This is a genomic window from Streptomyces goshikiensis, from assembly GCF_014650555.1.
Lineage (GTDB): Bacteria > Actinomycetota > Actinomycetes > Streptomycetales > Streptomycetaceae > Streptomyces > Streptomyces goshikiensis.
Window position 1 is genome coordinate 1,139,646 of sequence record NZ_BMVE01000001.1, and the last position, 15,700, is coordinate 1,155,345.

The following is a 15,700-nucleotide window of genomic DNA, read 5'->3' on the forward strand; positions in this document are numbered from 1 at the left end:
CGCCGAGACCGCGCGGCGGGTGCCAGGGCCCGGGCGGCGGGCGCTGAGGCCCGCGCGGCGGGTGCCGAGACCGGACGGCGTCAGCCAGGGTCCGGGCGGCGGGGCCGAGACCGGGCGGCGGGGGCCGGGCCCGGGGGGGCGCCTGGGGTCAGGCTGCGGCGGCGGGTGGGGTGTAGGAGGCGCGTAGGGCGGCCAGGCGCTGGTCGGCGCGGGCCGGGGGCGCCGCCGGGTGGCCTTCCAGCGCGGACTCCAGCAGCTCGAAGCGACGGTGCCAGCCGGCCAGGTGGTCCGCGTCCGCCGCGCGGCCCCCGGCGGAGCCGGGCCGGTCGAGGCCGGGGCCGGGGCCGGGCTGGTTCGGGGTGTATTCGTGGGAGAAGCGGATCACGGTCGAGTCGGTGCCCACGGGCTCCAGGTGGAAGCGGATCCGCCCGAGCCCGGTCAGCGTGTACTCCACGACCCGCTCGACGTCCCAGGCCGTGACCTGCCCCGACAGCTCCGGCCCGCCGTCCGCCCCGCGCAGGGTGACCGCTCCGCCCAGGTGCCGCTCCAGGACGTCCGCCTCGGCCAGCCAGCCGCGCAGCCCGTCCGGCGTGGTCAGGGCGGGCCAGATCGTCTCGTAGGCGTGGGGCAGGTGCGGCTCGAACCTCAGCAGCCGGCGGTCCTCGCCCCGGCTCTCGCTGGTGCCATGGCTCACGGGAGACATGACACCAGCGTCCCACTCCCGCCGGTCAGATGCCCGCGTAGGAGTGCTTGCCGTTGAGCAGGATGTTCACGCCGTAGTAGTTCCAGATCCAGCAGGCGAAGGCGAAGAGCGCGAGGTACGCGGCCTTGCGGCCCTTCCAGCCGGCGGTGGCGCGGGCGTGCAGGTAGCAGGCGTACGCCACCCACGTCACGAAGGACCAGACCTCCTTGGGGTCCCAGCCCCAGTAGCGGCCCCACGCGTCGCCGGCCCAGATCGCGCCCGCGACGATGGTGAACGTCCACAGCGGGAAGACGGCCGCGTTGATGCGGTACGAGAACTTGTCGAGCGAGGCCGCGGACGGCAGCCGCTCCATCACCGAGGCCGCGAACCGGCCCGGCGTGCGGCCCTCGGCGAGCCGGGCCTCGTAGGAGTCGCGGAACAGGTACAGCACCGCGCCGGCCGCGCCGATGTAGAAGACGGCGCCGCAGAAGATCGCGGTCGAGACGTGGATCCACAGCCAGTACGAGTGCAGCGCGGGCACCAGCTGGTCGCTGTCGGTGTACAGCCAGGTGACGGCGATGCCGAGGTCCAGCAGGACGGTGGTGACCAGGATCAGGCCGAGCCAGCGCACGTTCTTCTTCAGCGCCAGCAGCGCCAGGTACGCGCCGACCGCCACCGTGGAGAAGGTCAGCGAGAACTCGTACATGTTGCCCCAGGGGGCGCGCTGCACGGACATGGCGCGGGCGACGACACCGGCCGCCTCGATGATGAAGGCGAGCGCGGTCAGCGAGATCGCGATCCGCCCGTACAGGTCGCCCTGCTCGGTGCCGCCGGCCGCGCCCGGGCCGTCCGGGACGTCACGGGAGCCGGCCGCGGACCGCGTGACCACCTTCGGCCGGTCCAGTACGGCGGTACCGCCCTTGCCGCGCACCTGCACCGCGGGGGCCCCGGCGGTCCCGGCGGCCCCGGCGGCCTTGGAGGCGGTCAGCGCGGCGGCCGTACGGCCCACCTTGCTGCGGCTGCCGAAGATCCACTCGGCGATGTGCGCGAAGAAGGCGAGCATGTAGACCGCCATCGACGAATAGACCAGGTAGTTGCTGATCTGAGCGAGGTGCTCATCGGTTGCGACTGCGAGCGGCGTCATCCGCGCTCCCCTTCAACTTCAACGGTTTCCTTGGCAGGTCGGTCGGGCACGGGCGCGGTGGGCGCCTGCTGGTGGAGCTCCGCGGCGAGCGCCGACAGCTCCTCCGGGAGCTTGGCGGACTCGCTGCGGCCCAGGCCCGCCATCTCGACGACGGTCACGCCGTCCTCGCCGGTCACCGCGCGGACCCAGATCCGGCGGCGCTGGATGAACAGGGAGGCGGCCAGGCCGCCGATCGCGGCGATCGCGCCCGCGAGGGCGAGGCCGCTGCCGGGCTGGTGGGTGACGGAGAAGGTGGCCCAGCGCTCGATGCCCTCGAACTTCACCGTGCCGGCGCCGTCGGGAAGGGTCATCGTCTCGCCGGGCAGCAGCTTCCGCTTGAACAGCTCGCCGTTCTCGTCGGTGAACTTCTCCATCTTCGACGTGTTGAGCTGGTACACGTTCTGCGGAAGGCCCGAGTCCACGCCGAGGCTGCCGTGGTACGCGTTGAGCGCGAGCACGGGGAACTTCAGCTCCGGGAACTGGGAGAACATCGTCCCCTTGCCCTCGCCCGCGTACGTCGGAACGAACCAGGCGTTGAAGCCGAGCTGCTCCGCCTTGCCGTCCTTGTTCTTGTAGCCGTCGGTGACCTTGACGGCTCCGGAGGAGGTCAGGTTCGCGTCCTGCGGCAGCATCGGCACGGCGTCCTTGAAGATCACCTTGCCGTCGGGGGAGGTCACCGAGATGACCGGCGCGTAGCCGTGCCCCAGCAGGTAGACCTTGGAGCCCTCGACCTGCATCGGGGTGTTGACCTCGATCTCGCGCTTCTGCGGCTTGCCGTCCGAGCCCTCGCGGAGGGTGACGTACGCCTTGAAGTCGCGCGGGGTGCCCTTCTGCGGGCCGGACTCCTCGAAGGTCGCGTCGAACTTGTCGAGCGTGAAGGAGAACGGCGGCAGGTCGTCGGGCTCGAAGAAGCCGCCCTTCTTGAAGTCGTCGTACTGGGTGAGCGTGTTCGAGAAGCCCTTGCCGCGCAGGACGAGCTTGCCGCCCTCGGACTTGAACAGCTGGCCCCAGGCAAACGCGATCAGCATCACGATCAGGGCGATGTGGAAGGCCAGGTTCCCGGCCTCGCGCAGATAGCCCTTCTCGGAGGCGACGGAGTCGCCGGACGGCTCGGTGCGGAAGCGGCGGCCGCCCAGCAGGGTCCTGGCGTGCGCGAGCACCTCGCCGGCGGGCTTCTCCGTGCGCCACGTCGCGTACGCGGGCATCCGGTCGAGCCGCTTCGGGGCGCCCGGCGGGCGGTCCCGGAGCTGGCCGACGAACTGCCAGGAGCGCGGCAGGATGCAGCCGATCAGCGAGATGAACAGCAGGAGGTAGATCGCGGAGAACCACACCGAGCTGTAGACGTCGAACAGCTGGAGCTTCTCCGCGATCCCGACCCAGGAGGCGTGCTCCTTCTTCCAGGCGGCGACCTTGAGGGCGTCGACCTGGGTCTGCGGGATGAGGGAGCCGGGGATCGAGCCGAGGGACAGCAGGAACAGCAGGATCAGCGCCACCCGCATGGAGGTGAGCTGGCGCCAGAACCAGCGGACCCAGCCGAAGACACCGATGCCGACGGGATCGGCCGGGGCGTCTTCGAGGGGCGCGGTGGACAGCTGCGCCCCGGCGGCCGCCTCGGCGCTCGCCTCGGCCCGGGCATCGGCTTCGGTCCCGGCCTCGGCCTCGGCCTCGGCGGGGGTTTCGGATCGTGTCGCGCCGGAGGGCGCGTTGTCAGTCGTACTCATGTCCGTGTAGTCCTCAGATCCCCACCGTGAAGCCGTTGGTCCAGCTCTGCATCTCGCCGACGATGCTGCTCCACATTCCTGTGACGAGCAGCAGACCCGTCAGGATCAGCATGCCGCCGCCGATGCGCATCACCCACGCGTAGTGCCGCTTCACCCAGCCGAACGCGCCGAGCGCCTTGCGGAAGGCGAGGGCGGTGACGATGAAGGGCAGCCCCAGTCCCAGGCAGAACACGACGGTCAGCAGCGCGCCGCGGCCGGCGGTCGCCTGATCGAGGGAGAGCGTGTTGACGGCCGCGAGCGTCGGGCCCATGCAGGGGGTCCAGCCGACCCCGAAGAGCACGCCGAGCACCGGCGCGCCGATCAGGCCCACCGCCGGCTTCTTGTGGAAGCGGAACTCGCGCATCGTCAGACCGGGGATCGCCCCCATGAAGAACAGGCCGAGCACGATGACCAGGCCGCCCAGGATCCGGGAGATGCCGTCCTTGTTCGCCGCCAGGGTGTCCCCGAAGTAGCCGAAGAGCGCTCCGGTGGAGACGAAGACGGCCGAGAACCCCAGGACGAACAGGGTCGCGCCCCCCAGCATCCGGCCCCGCCGCGCCTCGGCGAGATCGGCTCCGCCGACGCCGGTCACGTACGAGAGGTAGCCGGGGACGAGCGGGAGCACACAGGGCGAGAAGAACGAGACCAGCCCGGCCACCAGCGCGAGCGGCAGGGCCAGCAGCAGCGCGCCGTTCATGACCGTCGTGTTCACGCCGGTCGGCTCGGCCGCGAGGAGGAGCGGGGAGAGTTCGGTGACCACGAGGTCACTTCTCCGCGAGCAGCGGGTCGATCATCGAGCGCAGCTGCTCCTCGTTGACCGCGACCAGGGTACGGGCGGCGATCTTGCCCTCCCGGTCGAGGACGATCGTGGACGGGATCGACTGCGCGTTCAGCGTCCCCTTGGGGAAGCGCAGCATCAGCTTGCCGTCCGGATCGTAGAGGCTCGGGTAGGTGATCCCGAAGGTCTCCTCGAAGCCCGCCGCGTTCTGCTTGCTGTTGTCGCGGGTGTTGATGCCCACGAAGGCGACGTCCTTGCCGGCATCGGCGAGTTCCTTGGAGACCTTCGCGAAGTTCGGCGCCTCCGCCCGGCAGGGCGGACACCACGAACCCCACACGTTCAGGACGACGATCTTGCCCTTGAGCGCGGTGGTGTCGAGGGTCTTGCCGTCGACGGTCTCGCCGTCGAGCTTGGGCGCGTCCGTGCGGTCCGCCTTGGCGACCGTGGAGATGCCGCTGGGGCCCGTCACGTAGTTGCCGCCGGCGGAACCGGCGGATTTACCGCCACCGCCCGAATCGCCGCACGCCGCGAGGGTGAAGGCGCCGGCGAGGGTCACCGCGGTCAGCAGGGTGGCACGGCCGCTGGTCGAGCGGCGGCGACGGGGGGCGCGGCTAAGGCTCATGTGAAAAGTTTCGCATGGGCGATTTGCGGATCTTCCGCACCCCCCGACGGGCTGCTAAGGCGCTGGTCAGGCGCCGAACGCCTTCGACTTCCCCTTCACGGGCCTCGCCCCCGCCAGCAAATGCGCCGGAACCAGGTCCCGCGCCGGCTCGCTGTAGCCCACCGACACCAGCGCATCGCCCTGGTACGTGAACGAGGTCAGCGAGGCCAGCGTGCACTGCCGGCGCCGCGGGTCGTGCCACAGCCGCCGCTTCTCCGCGAAGCTGCGCACGATCCAGATCGGCAGCTGATGGCTGACCGCGACCGCCTCATGACCGCGGGCCGCGTCGCGCGCCGACTCGATCGCGCTCATCATCCGGACGACCTGCTCGACGTACGGCTCGCCCCAGGACGGCCTGAACGGATTCGTCAGGTGCTTCCAGTTGCCCGGCTTGCGCAGCGCGCCGTCACCGACACCGAAGGTCTTGCCCTCGAAGACGTTGCCCGCCTCGATCAGCCGGCCGTCGGTCGCCAGCTCCAGACCGTGCAGCTTCGCGATCGGCGTGGCGGTCTCCTGCGCCCGCTCCAGCGGCGAGGACACCACATGCGTGATGTCCCGGCTCTCCAGGTGCTCGGCGACCCGGTCCGCCATCTCGCGGCCCAGGTCGGAGAGGTGATAGCCGGGACGGCGGCCGTAGAGCACCCCGTCCGGGTTGTGCACCTCGCCGTGCCGCATCAGGTGGACGACCGTGATCTCGCTCATGCGGACACCTCCGGGGTGGCCTCGGCCGCGGCGCGGGCGGCGGCGGGCAGCGCCGCCGCGATCCGCTCGACGGCCCGCTCGTCGTGGGCCGTCGACACGAACCAGGACTCGAAGGCGGAAGGCGGCAGGTAGACGCCCTGGGACAGCATCGAGTGGAAGAACCCGTTGAAGCGGAAAGCCTCCTGCTTCTTCGCCTCGTCGTAGTTCGTCACCTCGTCCTCGGTGAAGAACACGGAGAACATGTTGGAGGCCGTCTGGAGCCGGTGCGCCACGCCCTCCTTGGTCAGCGCCTCCGTGACCAGGCCCTGGATCCGCGCCGACACCGCGTCGACCTTCTCGTACGCGGCGTCATCCAGCAGCCGCAGCTGCGCCAGACCCGCCGCCGTGGCGATCGGGTTACCGGACAGCGTGCCCGCCTGGTAGACCGGGCCGACCGGAGCCAGGTGACCCATCACATCGGCGCGGCCGCCGAACGCCGCCGCCGGGAACCCGCCGCCCATGACCTTGCCGAAGGTCATCAGGTCCGGCTTGACCCCGTCCACACCGAACCAGCCGGCGCGCGAGGTACGGAAGCCCGTCATCACCTCGTCGGAGATGTACAGCGCGCCGTTCTCCCGGCACACGTCCGCGAGCCCCTGGTTGAAACCGGCCGCCGGAGTCACGACACCCATGTTGCCGGGCGCCGCCTCCGTGATCACACAGGCGATCTCACCCGGGTGCGCGGCGAACGCCGCCCGGACCGCCTCCAGGTCGTTGTACGGGAGCACGATCGTGTCCCCGGCCTGCGCACCGGTCACCCCGGGGGTGTCGGGCAGCGCGAAGGTCGCCAGACCCGAGCCGGCCGCGGCCAGCAGCGCGTCCACGTGCCCGTGGTAGCAGCCGGCGAACTTCACCACCTTGGCCCGGCCGGTGAAACCACGGGCCAGCCGGATCGCGGACATGGTCGCCTCGGTGCCCGAGGACACCAGACGGACCTGCTCGACCGGCTCGACACGCAGGGCGATCTCTTCGGCGAGCGCGACCTCACCCTCACCGGGCGTACCGAAGGAGGTGCCGCGGGCGACCGCGGCCATCACCGCCTCCGTGACGGCCGGGTGGGAGTGCCCGAGGATCATCGGACCCCACGAGCAGACCAGGTCGACGTACTCGCGGCCGTCGGCATCGGTCAGATAAGGACCGGTACCAGACACCATGAACCTGGGCGTTCCACCCACGGCGCGGAAGGCACGCACGGGAGAGTTCACGCCGCCCGGCGTCACGAGGGACGCACGCGTAAACAGGTTCTGCGAGACTGGGGCTTCATACGGATACGGGTAGCTCACACCAGCCATGGTCTCATCAGGCCGCGACTGACTTGCGGACGGGCGTTTCACCGCGCCGCCCCGGGGGAGGTCACTGCCATGATGATCAGGCCGCGTGGCGGGGGCCGCGGGGCCGGGGCAGGCAATACCAGTCGGGTGGAGATATGCAACGCGGTGGTGGACCGGGCGAGGGTACGGACGGCCTCGACCCGCAGCGCGCCCGCGACGCGCGCCGCCGCGGCAAACACCGCAGGCGCGCCACGGACGCCGCGGACGCCGTACCGGGCCCTTTCCAGACGCCCGACGACCACGACGGCGACGGCGCACCCAGGGGCCGCGGCATGGGAGTGACCTACAAATACTTCGGCGCCCCCGACGGGGCGACGGCAGCCCGCGTGCCCGTCACGATGCGGCCCGAGGAACTCGGCGGCGACGAGCTCGGCATGGGCGGCATGTTCACCAAGATCAAACCGGAGACCGTCGCCGCGATGGTCCTGACCGGCATCGAGGGCATACCCCTGCACAAGGTGCCCCCGCTCGAACTGGTCGTCCTCCACCCCGACTACGCCGTCGTCAAGCTCCCGATGACCGTCGTCGACCCCCTGCGCGGCATCGGCGAGGAATCCGTCGGCGCGGCCGCCTTCATCTGGTCCACGGTCCCCGACCGCGGCGGCCCCCGCGACGCGTTCAACGTCTACCAGCTGCTCCACGAGTGGCAGGACTTCTCCCACCGCCTCCACGAAGCCGGCCACCAGCCCTACTGCCTCGTCTGGCCCTGACCCCGCCGCACCGCCCGTCGCACCACCGGCCGCACCGCCGACGCCGCCACGGGACCCGGTAAATCCGGCGCGGCGGGGCAGTGGGCGGTGGCATGCTGGGGCCGTGAACGGACCCGGCATCGAGCTCACCCTCGCCCCTGAACTGCGCCTCTTCGCACCGCCCAGCCGGCGCGCCGAACGCGTTCCCACCGGCATCGACGGCGCCTCCAGCATCGGACACGTCGTCGAATCCGCCGGCGTCCCGCTCACCGAAGTCGGCCGCCTCCTCGTCGACGGCGAGGAAGTACCCGTCTCCTACGTGCCCCGAGCCGGCCAGTCCGTGGAAGTCCTCGCGGTCAGCCGCCCCCAGCCCATCACCGGCGCCCCCCTGCGCTTCCTCCTCGACGTCCACCTCGGCACCCTCGCCCGCCGCCTGCGCCTCCTCGGCGTCGACGCCGCCTACGAGAACGAGGACATCGGCGACCCCGCCCTCGCCACCCGCTCCGCCGCCGAACACCGCGTACTGCTCTCCCGCGACCGCGGACTGCTGCGCCGCCGCGAGCTCTTCGCCGGCGCGTACGTCTACAGCGACAACCCCGACGAGCAACTGCGCGACGTCCTCAGCCGATTCGCCCCCACCCTCGCCCCCTGGACCCGCTGCACCGCATGCAACGGCTCCCTCCGCGACGCCGACAAGGACAGCGTCGGCGACCGCCTCGAACACGGCACGCAACGCTCGTACGACGTCTTCGCCCAGTGCGCCGACTGCGAGCGCGTCTACTGGCGCGGCGCACACCACGCCCGCCTGGAGCGGATCGTGGCCGAAGCCGTCGCCGAATTCGGCGGCGTCGGCACCGCGTAGCGCCCCTGCCCGGAGGCGCCCGGCTGGCACACTGCCGAAGCATGACCGCCGCCGAAGCCCCCGCCGCCGAAGCCCCGCGAGACCCCGAAACCGCCGACGTCGTCGTGATCGGCGCCGGCCCCACCGGACTCCTGCTCGCCGGGGACCTCGCCGCCGCCGGCCTCCACGTCATCCTCCTCGAACGCCGCGCCCGCACCGCCGCCAACCTCACCCGCGCCTTCGCCGTCCACGCCCGCACCCTCGAACTCCTCGACGCCCGCGGCCTCGCCGACGAACTCGTCTCCACCGGCCGACGGATCGACCGGGTACGCCCCTTCGGTGGCATCGCCCTCTCCCTCCAACGCCTGCGCTCCCGCTACCCGTTCGTACTGATCACCCCCCAATATGAGACAGAGAAACTCCTGGAGCGCCGCGCGCTGTCCACAGGGGCCGTCATCCGATATGACCGCGAAGTCATCGGCCTCCGCCAAGACCTCGAACCCGGCACCGTCGCCGTCGACTTCCGCACCCCCGACGGCATCCACCGCATCCACGCCCGCCACGCCGTCGGAACCGACGGCGTCCGCTCCACCGTCCGCCGAGCTCTCGGCCTCCCCTTCCCCGGCCAGGCCGTCATCCGCTCCATGATCCTGGCCGACGTACGCCTGACCCACCCGCCCGAAGACCTCCTCGCCGTCAACGGCACCGCCGACGCCTTCGCCTTCCTCGTCCCCTTCGGAGACGGCTGGTACCGCGCCATCGCCTGGCACCGCGACTCCCACGCCGCCGAAGGCGACCCCGCCGACCTCGAAGAACTCCGCGCCATCACCACCACCGCCCTCGGCACCGACCACGGCATGCACGACCCCCGCTGGATCTCCCGCCTCCGCAGCGACGAACGCCAGGTCCCCTCCTACCGCGTCGGCCGCGTCTTCCTCGCCGGCGACGCCGCCCACGTCCACTCCCCCGCCGGCGGCCTCGGCATGAACACCGGCCTCCAGGACGCCGCCAACCTCTCCTGGAAACTCGCCGCCGCCCTCCACGGCCAGAGCCCCGACCCCGAAGCCCTCCTCGACAGCTACCACCGCGAACGCCACCCCGTCGGCCGCCTCGTCCTGCGCACCAGCGGCGCCCTCGTCCGCGTCGTCATGGCCGCCGGCCCCCTCCGCCGCACCGCCCGCAACCTCGGCGCCCGCCTCCTCGGCCGGATCGGACCCGCCCAGGACCGCGCCCTCGCCACCGTCTCCGGCCTCGGCATCTCCTACCCGCCCCCACCCGGCACCCGCCGCCCCGCCGGCCGGCGCGCCCCCGACATCGCCCTCGCCGGCGGACAACGGCTGTACGAGGCCCTGCGCGCGGGCGGCTTCGTCCTCATCACCCCGCCCGGCGCCGCCACCCCACCCGCAACCCCCCTCACCCACGCCCACTGGCGCGACGGCGCCCGCACCGCCTGCGCACTCGTCCGCCCCGACGGCTACCTCGCCTGGAGCGCCCCCGCCGCCACGGACGCCGAGCTCACCGCCGCCGTAGGGGCCTGGCTGCTGCCGCGACGCCCGACACCGGGCGGCCCCGCTCAGAACGCGTAGGAGTCACCCGTGTCCAGGGCCAGCACCACCAGTTCGTTGTTGGCCCGGTTCCGGTCGGACGCACCGCCGTTCCACCAGGTGTCGACCCGCACCGACACCTCGTCCGGGCGCTCCCGCAGCTCCAGCGCCAGAGCGATGTGCCGGCCCCGCCCGTGCCGCGGCAGCGGACCCGTCTCGCACACCACCTCGCGCGTCCCCGTCCGCGCGCAGCCCTCCGCCAGCTCCTGCCGGTCCGCGAGGTCGGCCGACAGCCGCACCCGCACCGTGGCGTCGGGCAGCGCCGACGGCCCGTCGTTCGCCGGGATCAGCCACACCCGCAGCCGGCCCCCGGCCAGCCGCACCCGCCCGTGGTACGACACATCCGCCTCGGACCCCGCCCCGGCGCCCCCGGCAGCCCAGACGCCCCGAGCACCCCGAGCGCCCGGGGCCTCACCGGCCGACGCCTGCGCACCACCGGCCAGGCCCGCCACGCCGAGCACCAGCGAACCCGCCACCACCACACTCCGTACGGCACCACGGCGCACCGCCACCACCTCCACGCGCGGAGGCTAGCCAGCACACCCACCCACCGGTCGGACCATCACACGAACGAGGGCGAGCCCTCCCCCATTCGCCGCACCCCGGCGCCCCGACACCCCTCGTAGGCTTCCGGCCATGCTCATCGCCCGCTCCGCCGCCCTGTTCGCCCTCGCCGCCCTCCTCGAAATCGGCGGCGCCTGGCTCGTCTGGCAAGGCGTCCGTGAACACAAGGGCTGGGCCTGGATCGGCGCCGGCGTCATCGCCCTCGGCCTCTACGGCTTCGTCGCCACCCTCCAGCCCCAAGGCGACTTCGCCCGCGTCCTGGCCGCCTACGGCGGAGTCTTCGTCGCCGGCTCCCTCGTCTGGGGCGCCGTCGCCGACGGCTACCGCCCCGACCGCTGGGACATCACCGGCGCCCTCGTCTGCCTGGCCGGCATGGCCCTGATCATGTACGCCCCGCGCGGCAGCTGACCCCCGCCTATGCTGGCGAGCAATCGCCCGTACGCACGACCGAGGAGCCCGCACATGAGCACGGCCGCCACCCGAACCGCCGTAGTCACCGGCGCGAGCAGCGGAATCGGCGCGGCCACCGCCCGGCAGCTCGCCGAGGCCGGCTACCACGTCGTCCTCACCGCCCGCCGCAAGGAGCGCATCGAGGCCCTCGCCGCCGAGCTGACCGCCGCCGGCCGCGCCGCCACGCCGTATGCCCTCGACGTCACCGACCGCGCCGCCGTCGACACCTTCGCCGCCTCCCTGGACCGCTGCGACGTGCTCGTCAACAACGCCGGCGGCGCCATCGGCGCCGAACCCGTCGCCACCGGCGACCCCGCCGACTGGCGCACGATGTACGAGGTCAACGTCATCGGCACCCTCCACGTCACCCAGGCCCTCCTCCCCGCCCTCACCGCCTCCGGCGACGGCACCGTGGTCGTCCTCTCCTCCACCGCCGGCCACTCCACGTACGAGGGCGGCGCCGGCTACGTCGCCGCCAAGAACGGCGCCCGCGTCCTCGCCGAAACCCTCCGCCTGGAGATCGTCGGCCAGCCCGTCCGCGTCATCGAGATCGCCCCGGGCATGGTCAAGACCGAGGAATTCGCGAAGACCCGCTTCCGCGGCGACGCGGAGAAGGCGGAGAAGGTCTACGCGGGCGTCGCCGCCCCCCTCTCCGCCGACGACGTGGCCGACACCATCACCTGGGCCGTCACCCGCCCCAGCCACGTCAACATCGACCTCCTGGTGGTCCGCCCCCGCGCCCAGGCCTCGAACACGAAGGTCCACCGCGAGCTGTAGCCGTTGAGCGGCACCCGTAGCCTGCTCCCATCTAGGGGAGGGGAGCCGACATGGCCCAGTGGGTGATCACCGCGGAGAACCACGACTCCGAGCTGCACGCGTTCCAGACGGTGAAGAAGTTCGAGGGCACCCGTGAGGAGGCGCAGGCGCAGCTGCGGGCCGTTGCCGAGTCCGGGCACGTGGCCGGGGTGCCGTACTCGCCCAAGCGCCGCATGGTGTTCCGGTACGGCGGCGAGGACGCGTACTACGTCCGCGTCTACGGCAAGCTCTCCCGCACGCGCGTCGTCTTCCGGCTGGCCGAGCTGGTCTTCGACACCGACTGGACCGACAAGAACTGAAGCGTGACGCGGAAGGGCCCGGACCGGTGAGATCGGTCCGGGCCCTTCCGCTGTCCGTCAGCCCTTGATGCAGATGACCTGCTTGAGCTTCGCCACGACCTCGACCAGGTCGGTCTGCTGGTCGATGACCTGCTCGATCGACTTGTACGCGCCCGGGATCTCGTCCACGACGCCCGTGTCCTTGCGGCACTCCACGCCCTTGGTCTGCTCCGCGAGGTCCCGCGCCGAGAACCGCTTCTTCGCCGCCGTACGGCTCATCTTGCGTCCCGCGCCGTGCGAGGCCGAGTTGAAGGACTTGTCGTTCCCGAGGCCCTTCACGATGTACGAGCCCGTCCCCATCGAGCCCGGGATGATCCCGTAGTCACCGCTGCCGGCGCGGATCGCGCCCTTCCGCGTGACCAGCAGGTCCATGCCGTCGTACCGCTCCTCCGCCACGTAGTTGTGGTGGCAGCTGATCTCCTCGCCGAAGGAGACCTTGGCCTTGCGGAACTCCTTGCGGATGACCTCCTTCGACAGGCTCATCATCGCGGCGCGGTTGTACTTGGCGTACTCCTGCGCCCAGAAGAGGTCGTTCCGGTAGGCCTGCATCTCCGGGGTCTTCGCGAGGAACACCGCGAGGTCGCGGTCGACCAGTCCCTGGTTGTGCGAGAGCCCCCGGGCGATGCCGATGTGGTGCTCGGCGAGTTCGTTGCCGATGTTCCGGGAACCGGAGTGGAGCATGATCCACACCGCATTTGTTGAGTCGAGGCACAATTCCCAGAAATGGTTGCCGGATCCAAGGGTTCCGGTTTGTTTTAGCGCCCTCTCGCGCCGGAACTTCACCTCGTCCGCCAGGTAGTCGAACCGCTCCCACAGCCCCCCGTACCCCTCCACCGGGAACCCGTACAGCCGCTCCCGGTCCACCGGGTCGCGGTGCATGCCCGCGCCCACCGGGATCGCGCGCTCGATCTTCGAGCGCAGCGCCGACAGGTCGCCGGGCAGGTCGTTCGCCGTCAGGGAGGTCTTCACCGCCGACATGCCGCAGCCGATGTCCACGCCCACCGCCGCCGGGCAGACCGCGTCCTTCATGGCGATCACCGAGCCGACCGTGGCGCCCTTGCCGTAGTGGACGTCCGGCATGACCGCCAGGCCCTTGATCCACGGGAGGGTCGCGACGTTGTGGAGCTGCTGCATCGCGCCGGCCTCGACCGACGCCGGATCCGTCCACATCCGGATCGGGACTTTAGCCCCGGGCACCTCTACATACGACATAACCGCCCCAATACCCCGTTAGTCAAAGAAAAGTCTCAATACGCAAAAGCCTCGCTCATGGCCCCAAAACAGACAGCGGACCGGCGCCGGCACCAGCGTGTGCGATAGACATTGTGTCCAGCCGCGCCTCAGCCGCGGCAACGCATTTTCCTGACCGGCGGCCGGCCGGCCGGTCGAAGGGAGCCAGAGGACGTGCAGCGCAAGGCAGCCAGAGCGGCCACAGCAGTACGACGGGTCCTGCCCGGCATAGCGATGCTCACCGCGCTCGCGACCGCCGGTCTCACCGGGTGTACGAGCAGCGGCGGCGACCGGACCGTGAGCGACGCGAAGGCCGGCGGAAGTCCCGCCCCCGCGCCCGCGGGGAAGTACCGCAGCCTGCCCTCCCCCTGCAAGGCCCCCGAAATCAAGCGCCTCAAGGCGATGCTGCCGACCCCGGACTCCCTCACCGAGGAGCAGCGCGAGAAGCTCTACGCCGGCGCCGCGGACACCTCCTACGACGGCGACCGGCACGTCGGTTGCCGCTGGGCCGCCGGAACGCCCTCCGAAACCCGGCTGCTGTACGTCGGCTTCGAGCGCGTGGTCTCCTACGACCGCGCCACCGCCAGTGACGACGACCGGGCGCGGCAGGTGTACGTGCGTCAGCTGACGGACGCGAAGCTGCCCTTCCCCGGGCCCACCACCAGCCCGAGCCCCAGTGCCAGTGCCAGCACCAGTGCCGGTCCCGGCCCCTCGGCCAGCGCGAGTGCGGGTGCGAGCGCGGGTACGAGTACGAGCCCCGCTCCGAGCGGGAGCCCGAGCGGCTCCCCCGCCCCCGTGCTCGGGTCCCGGGTCCTGGAGGACCTCGGTGACGAGGCCTTCCTCGACGACAAGCTGGGCGCGGCCGGTGCGAGCGCCGCGCAGGCGCGCAGCGTGCGGATCGTGTTCCGTGCCTCGAATGTCATCGTCACGGTCGAGTACAGCGTGCAGCCGTCGGCGGCCGGGACGGTCCCGCCGAGTACGGAAACCCAGGACGCGGCGCGGGAGTTGGCGGAGGCGCTGTCCGAGCGGTTCGGCGGCTGACGGGGGCCCGGGCGGCGTCGGCGTGACGGCGGGCACAGCAGGCCGGCGCGGCGTCGGGCTACCGTTGTCGGGGTCCCGCGCCCTGGAAACGTCCTCCGTACGCCCGTACGAAGACCCACGAAGACCCACAACGTCTGAAGGAACCATGCACCGATCAGCCTCGCGCTTCACCCGCGTTCTCGCCTGCGCAGCCGTCCCGGTGATCCTCACCGTCGCCGGTTGCTCCTCCGATTCGGGCAAGGACTCGGGTTCGGGTTCGGACAACGGCAAGAAGTCCGGTTCGTCCTCGTCGTCGTCCTCTTCCAAGCCCAAGCCGAAGGCGTCGGCCGAGCTGGAGAAGGTGGCGTACGCCACGCTGCCCGATCCCTGCAAGGCCATGTCGGAGAAGAGCATCGACTCGCTCGTTCCGCAGGCGAAGGACAAGAGCGGTGCGGCGACGAAGTCGAACGACTTGTCCAGCCGGGCCAGCTGCTCCTGGAACGGCCTCGACGTCGATGGCCTGAAGGGCTCGAAGTACCGCTGGCTCGCGGTGTCGCTGGTCCGTTACGAGTCGCACGCGTCGCTGGGCAGCGGCAACAAGCGCGCCGAGGAGCAGTACAAGAAGCAGGTCGAGTCGGCGAAGGCCACGCAGGACGCCACCGATGTGAAGGTGGAGCCGGCGGGCAGCATCGGCGACGAGGGCACGTCGGTGGTGTACGGGGTGAAGAAGGACGTCCAGTTCTTCAACACGACGATCGTGGCGCGTACGCAGAACGTCGTGGTCACGGTGGACTACAACGGTGCCTCTTACGAGGGCGCGGACGCTCCTGAGCAGGCGCAGCTGATGGAGAACGCCATCGCTGCCGCGAAGGAGACCGTCGCTTCGGTGGAGGCCGCCAACAAGGGCGAGGCCAAGCAGGAGTCCCCGAAGCCGGAGCAGTCGCCCTCCGGACAGTAGGCCGTACGCTGTGCCTGCCGTAGCTCATTAAGGGGAGGGGATCGCGGGTGGCCG

At 71.4% G+C, this 15,700-nt stretch carries 17 protein-coding genes; 8 read left to right on the top strand and 9 right to left on the bottom strand.

The window, feature by feature from the left end; genetic code table 11:
- Positions 1-148 precede the first annotated feature (148 nt).
- The 7 genes from IE248_RS05315 to hemL form a co-directional block, all read right to left on the bottom strand.
- Positions 149-703 (bottom strand): SRPBCC domain-containing protein, encoded by a 555-nt coding sequence (locus IE248_RS05315; protein WP_190030029.1) that lies wholly within the window; start codon positions 701-703, stop codon positions 149-151.
- A gap of 25 nt (positions 704-728) precedes the next feature.
- Positions 729-1,826 (bottom strand): c-type cytochrome biogenesis protein CcsB, encoded by a 1,098-nt coding sequence (ccsB, locus tag IE248_RS05320; protein ID WP_073794565.1) that lies wholly within the window; start codon positions 1,824-1,826, stop codon positions 729-731.
- Positions 1,823-3,586 (bottom strand): cytochrome c biogenesis protein ResB, encoded by a 1,764-nt coding sequence (gene resB, locus IE248_RS05325; RefSeq protein WP_190030030.1) that lies wholly within the window; start codon positions 3,584-3,586, stop codon positions 1,823-1,825. Before resB ends, ccsB begins: the two co-directional genes overlap by 4 nt.
- 13 nt (positions 3,587-3,599) lie before the next feature.
- Positions 3,600-4,322, bottom strand: coding sequence for a cytochrome c biogenesis CcdA family protein (locus IE248_RS05330; RefSeq protein ID WP_050779294.1), 723 nt, complete (start codon positions 4,320-4,322; stop codon positions 3,600-3,602).
- A gap of 67 nt (positions 4,323-4,389) precedes the next feature.
- Complete coding sequence (locus IE248_RS05335) at positions 4,390-5,025, bottom strand: TlpA family protein disulfide reductase (RefSeq protein WP_008738521.1); 636 nt, start codon at positions 5,023-5,025, stop codon at positions 4,390-4,392.
- Between the two features lie 66 nt (positions 5,026-5,091).
- Positions 5,092-5,766, bottom strand: a complete 675-nt coding sequence (locus tag IE248_RS05340; protein WP_008738522.1) for a histidine phosphatase family protein — start codon at positions 5,764-5,766, stop codon at positions 5,092-5,094.
- Positions 5,763-7,097: a glutamate-1-semialdehyde 2,1-aminomutase gene (gene hemL / locus IE248_RS05345; protein ID WP_190030031.1), complete on the bottom strand. Its 1,335-nt coding sequence runs from the start codon at positions 7,095-7,097 to the stop codon at positions 5,763-5,765. The genes IE248_RS05340 and hemL overlap by 4 nt, the downstream gene beginning before the upstream one ends.
- Positions 7,098-7,408: 311 nt before the next feature.
- Here hemL and IE248_RS05350 point away from each other — a divergent pair, with 311 nt between their 5' ends.
- The 3 genes from IE248_RS05350 (at position 7,409) to IE248_RS05360 (ending at position 10,252) form a co-directional block, all read left to right on the top strand.
- Complete coding sequence (locus IE248_RS05350) at positions 7,409-7,846, top strand: hypothetical protein (protein ID WP_008738524.1); 438 nt, start codon at positions 7,409-7,411, stop codon at positions 7,844-7,846.
- Between the two features lie 103 nt (positions 7,847-7,949).
- Entirely contained in the window at positions 7,950-8,687 is a 738-nt protein-coding gene (locus IE248_RS05355) for a Mut7-C RNAse domain-containing protein (protein WP_100581826.1), read from the top strand.
- 41 nt (positions 8,688-8,728) lie between these two features.
- Entirely contained in the window at positions 8,729-10,252 is a 1,524-nt protein-coding gene (locus tag IE248_RS05360; RefSeq protein WP_229895125.1) for an FAD-dependent monooxygenase, read from the top strand.
- On the opposite strand, the gene IE248_RS05365 is transcribed toward IE248_RS05360, so the two are convergent.
- Positions 10,240-10,791 carry a hypothetical protein gene (locus tag IE248_RS05365; protein WP_008738529.1) on the bottom strand — a complete coding sequence of 184 codons (552 nt, stop codon included), beginning with the start codon at positions 10,789-10,791 and terminating at the stop codon, positions 10,240-10,242. The genes IE248_RS05360 and IE248_RS05365 overlap by 13 nt on opposite strands.
- 115 nt (positions 10,792-10,906) lie before the next feature.
- On the opposite strand from IE248_RS05365, the gene IE248_RS05370 reads away from it, so the two are divergent.
- From IE248_RS05370 to IE248_RS05380, 3 genes are read left to right on the top strand one after another with little or no spacing between them, the layout of a single operon-like run.
- The gene (locus tag IE248_RS05370; RefSeq protein ID WP_073794549.1) at positions 10,907-11,242 is read left to right on the top strand and encodes a YnfA family protein; all 336 of its coding nucleotides are present in this window, start codon (positions 10,907-10,909) and stop codon (positions 11,240-11,242) included.
- 54 nt (positions 11,243-11,296) lie between these two features.
- Positions 11,297-12,061, top strand: coding sequence for an SDR family NAD(P)-dependent oxidoreductase (locus IE248_RS05375; protein ID WP_190030032.1), 765 nt, complete (start codon positions 11,297-11,299; stop codon positions 12,059-12,061).
- 50 nt (positions 12,062-12,111) lie between these two features.
- Entirely contained in the window at positions 12,112-12,399 is a 288-nt protein-coding gene (locus IE248_RS05380) for a hypothetical protein (protein WP_190030033.1), read from the top strand.
- Between the two features lie 57 nt (positions 12,400-12,456).
- Here the strand turns inward: IE248_RS05380 and IE248_RS05385 are convergent, their stop codons facing one another.
- On the bottom strand, positions 12,457-13,650 hold the full coding sequence (locus IE248_RS05385; RefSeq protein ID WP_190030034.1) for an RtcB family protein: 1,194 nt from the start codon (positions 13,648-13,650) through the stop codon (positions 12,457-12,459).
- 192 nt (positions 13,651-13,842) lie between these two features.
- Here IE248_RS05385 and IE248_RS05390 point away from each other — a divergent pair, with 192 nt between their 5' ends.
- Entirely contained in the window at positions 13,843-14,709 is an 867-nt protein-coding gene (locus IE248_RS05390) for a DUF3558 domain-containing protein (protein WP_229895126.1), read from the top strand.
- A 145-nt stretch (positions 14,710-14,854) separates the two neighbouring features.
- The gene (locus tag IE248_RS05395; RefSeq protein ID WP_037791408.1) at positions 14,855-15,646 is read left to right on the top strand and encodes a DUF3558 family protein; all 792 of its coding nucleotides are present in this window, start codon (positions 14,855-14,857) and stop codon (positions 15,644-15,646) included.
- Positions 15,647-15,700: the final 54 nt, after the last annotated feature.